Consider the following 3,665-nt stretch of genomic DNA (forward strand, 5'->3'; position numbering starts at 1 on the left):
GCAGGGCTGCCGGCATGTGGGAAGACTTTACAAAAACGGCATTGGCAGAACCGCAGACATTAAGACAGCCCGGAAATATTTTGAGAAAGCCTGCAGTCTGGGAGACTTCGGGGGCTGCCGCAATCTCGGAAAGATCTATGAGGAAGGCTCCGGCACGGCTAAAGATCCGGCGAAGGCTGTTTCCTACTATGAGCAGGGCTGTACCCTCAAAGACGGCGAGAGCTGTCTCCGGGGCGGCAATATCGTCTTCACCGGGAATGGCATCAAGAAGGATCTCCGGAAGGCGGGACAGCTGTATTCCAAAGCCTGCGACCTGGATAATGCCCGGGGCTGCAGCAATCTGGGGGCCATGCTCTACAAGGGCGAAGGCATGAAGCAGAACTACGGACAGGCTATGAAGGCCTTAGAGAAGGGCTGCAATCTCCAGGACGGCATGGGCTGCCGCTTTCTGGGAGTCTGCTATGCTCTTGGCAACGGCACCGCCAAGAATCTTAAGAAGGGGCATGACCTTTACGATCGGGCCTGCAGCCTCAATGACGGCATCGGCTGCGGCAATGCGGGCTTTGACCTGGCAAAGGGAGTGCTGGGCAGCAAGGACTACGCCGGGGCGAAGAAATATTTTGAGAAAGGATGCCAGCTTAAGAGCGGGGAATCCTGCAAGAATCTCGGTGTGCTTTATGAGTTCGGCTACGGGGTGTCTCAGGATCTCGGCCGGGCCCGGGATCTTTACCAGCAGAGCTGCTCCCTCGGGGAACAGGATAGCTGCCGGGAGCTTCAGAAGCTGGGAAAGTAGTGTTTTTTGGGCTTGAGTTCTTTGTGCCGCTTTTGTTGTGGAAGTTTTGTTGTGGAAGTCTTGTTCAGATGATGAACTCAAAACGTTCAATGTGCCAATGCTATGTGCGGAAAAGTAAGACCTGTGTTCCGCAACCAAATTGGAAAAAACGGTGATTCGAAGAGTTGTGACATGGCTTACATAAAGGCATCGCTTTATTTTCTGATTTTGGATGAATTTACGCTCTTTTTGAAACGATTGATTTAACAAAATTAGCTCAAACAGGTGCGTTACCTTCTTACAATGCATCCGATGTCGAGGACATAGTAATTAAGCTCCCTGAAAAGAAGAAACAAGAAGAAAAAGGAAGATTTTTTAAACAATTTGACCCCCTCATCACCCTTAATCAGCGCAAGCTGGAAAAGTTGAAGATATCAAGAAATCGATGCTTAAAAAAATGTTTGTACAGAGGGGGATAGAGGGAGAACTGAAGATATGGCAAAGATTACTTTATATCACGGTTCCCCTAATGAGACGCTGGTACCGACATACGGAAAAGGGGAAGAAAAACATGACTACGGCAGGGGATTCTGCCTGACTCCCGACATTGAATTGGCCAGAGAGTGGGCCGTATGCAATGACACGGAGGGCTATTTGTATCAGATCGATCTGGATGTTACCGATCTGGATATCCTGGATTTTGATCAGTACGACCCGAAGGCATGGATCGCGGAACTGATGAGTCACAGAGATGCGGATTCGTCAGTCAGATATCGTAGGTTTGCCCCTGTTTTCGTCGAAAAATACAGGATTGACACTTCTCCTTATGACGTTATCAAGGGCTGGAGAGCGGATTCTTCTTACTTCCTGATTGCAAAGCGATTCGTAAGGGACGAACTTGATGCCTCATTGCTAAGTGATGCATTGCGTCTTGGGGACTTAGGCCAGCAATATTGCATCAAATCGGAGAAAGCATTCAAGCTGATCCATCGGAAATACCAGCCGATCGAGAAGATTGATCAGCAAGTTTACCTGGCAAGATATAACGAACGTGATCTGAACTCCAGGAAGAGTCTTCTGGAGCTTATAGAGTCCGATCGAAACACGCTGAAAGACACGTTCAGTAATTATATTTAAGGAGGCGAAACGGCTATGACAGATTACTATATTGGCGATCTTGCCGAAGAGACAGGAACACTGTTTGGACATTGGGCGGATAATCATTTGGATATGAACCAAATGGTGACTCGGTACCTTGGTTCGCGTTTAAGGGAAAACTCAGACAAGCGCTATGCCAAGTATTGCACACAGTCCTGGGACGAAATGGCAGATCAATTTCCCAATATCTATGGAGAGCAGGCATACGATGCCACGCTTTGCGAATGGCTTGGATATTTTTACACATACCTGCAGGGATATACAAAAAAAAGCAGCCGAGAGTTGATCGAACAATATCCATTCTTGGTGATGTATCCCAGATCCAAAGTTCTGCATGATCTAGACATGGATCTCGCCATTAAAAAGGTGGCAGAGCAGTGAGTAAGATCATATGTTTCCACAATCCGGAGGAAGAGTATGGGTATCTCAGCAATTGGTACCCATCAAACTTCTCTTATGCAGAGCATCAGTTTTCTTCAATGGAACAGTACATGATGTACCGGAAAGCCGTCTGCTTTCATGATGAGAAGATTGCATTGGAGATCTTGAAAACAGACGATATGGCTGAGATTAAGGCTCTTGGCAGGCAGGTCTCCGGTTACGATGATCATGTATGGAATGGTTTGAGGCAGGTTGCTGTATATGAGGGGCTGATGGCAAAGTTCTCCCAGAACGAGGATCTGAAAGAGATGTTGCTGGCTACAGGTGATGCGACATTAGCGGAAGCTGCGGTCAGGGATAGAATATGGGGAATCGGCCTCTCGATGAACGATCCGGATCGTTTCGTCAGGGCGAAATGGAAAGGGCAGAACCTGCTTGGCTATGTCCTGATGATGGTGAGGGACAAGCTGAACCGATGATTTTCCGGGAACAGTGTAATTTTGGGGATGCCTTTTATTTTTCATGAGGATAATGATTCTTTTTGGAGAGGGAAAGAGTTCCGGGGAAAGTTATCCACAGGCAGGAGTTTTTGGGAACTTCCCGGAAAATATCCACAGGAGAGTTCACAGTGATTCGCCGAGGCGGGAAAACAGGGACAGTATCGTATTTTGATGCAGAAAAATCCTGTCAGGTTTGCCCCCGGGGGAGAATGGCTTTACCATTATCATAAAAACGTTATTCTGAAAGATTGCCGGGCTGGAGCCGGGATGGTGTTTTGGGCTGACAGCCATGATGATGGTCTTAACCGATAACAAGGGCTCATCACAGGAATTGTTAACCGGAATGATAATCTGGCAATAACCCGGTATAGCCAGGAATGATACCGGAAAAGCCCACGCAAACGTGGTGTCAGCGAGAAAGAAGGGCATTATGGCAAGGCTTCCGATAAGGCTTTAAGGAGTAAAGGCGTTTCAGAGGCAGAGGTTAAGTCTCCGGACAATGCCTGGAGACCTTTCCTCCTTTCTTCGTTCAATCAGAACTTAGTGAGATGAATAACACACCCTGTAATTTATCTAAGGCCGGGGTTGCTCTCTTAACCGGGCTTGCGCTTTCGTTTTCCGCAAATGCCGCAGGGAGCCGGATGACTTTGCCAGGGGATGCTCCGCCGGCAAGGGGAATGACTGCTTTAAGCTGGGCGAAGCTTATCTCAGGGGGATCCAGAATAGCCCGGGATTTTGCGAAGGCCAGATCCGCTTTTGAGAAAGGCTGTTCTCTCAATGACGGCGCGGGCTGTAACGGCATGGGGATAGTTTCGGAGAACGGTCTCGGAGGAGCCAAGAACATGTCTCAGGCC

Annotated in this window: 5 protein-coding genes; all 5 read left to right on the top strand. The window is 48.4% G+C overall.

Going from position 1 to position 3,665, the window contains the following annotated elements; genetic code table 11:
* A partial coding sequence (locus ACJROR_RS00370) for an SEL1-like repeat protein (protein ID WP_406545363.1) occupies positions 1–793 on the top strand: 793 nt, incomplete at its 5' end.
* 236 nt (positions 794–1,029) lie between these two features.
* Positions 1,030–1,251 carry a restriction endonuclease subunit S gene (locus ACJROR_RS00375; protein WP_406545367.1) on the top strand — a complete coding sequence of 74 codons (222 nt, stop codon included), beginning with the start codon at positions 1,030–1,032 and terminating at the stop codon, positions 1,249–1,251.
* Positions 1,252–1,267: 16 nt separating this feature from the next.
* The gene (locus ACJROR_RS00380; protein WP_406545364.1) at positions 1,268–1,909 is read left to right on the top strand and encodes a DUF3990 domain-containing protein; all 642 of its coding nucleotides are present in this window, start codon (positions 1,268–1,270) and stop codon (positions 1,907–1,909) included.
* A gap of 15 nt (positions 1,910–1,924) precedes the next feature.
* Positions 1,925–2,311, top strand: a complete 387-nt coding sequence (locus ACJROR_RS00385; RefSeq protein ID WP_406545365.1) for a hypothetical protein — start codon at positions 1,925–1,927, stop codon at positions 2,309–2,311.
* Positions 2,308–2,790, top strand: a complete 483-nt coding sequence (locus ACJROR_RS00390; protein WP_406545366.1) for an NADAR family protein — start codon at positions 2,308–2,310, stop codon at positions 2,788–2,790. The genes ACJROR_RS00385 and ACJROR_RS00390 overlap by 4 nt, the downstream gene beginning before the upstream one ends.
* The last annotated feature ends 875 nt before the right edge of the window (positions 2,791–3,665 follow it).

The sequence above is a fragment of the Succinimonas sp. genome, assembly GCF_045225735.1.
In the GTDB taxonomy this organism is placed as follows: domain Bacteria; phylum Pseudomonadota; class Gammaproteobacteria; order Enterobacterales; family Succinivibrionaceae; genus Succinimonas.

Bases quoted from the DNA above. Each gene is read 5' to 3' on its own strand.
- ACJROR_RS00385 (WP_406545365.1), top strand. From the start codon at position 1,925: ATGACAGATTACTATATTGGCGATCTTGCCGAAGAGACAGGAACACTG.
- ACJROR_RS00380 (WP_406545364.1), top strand. From the start codon at position 1,268: ATGGCAAAGATTACTTTATATCACGGTTCCCCTAATGAGACGCTGGTA.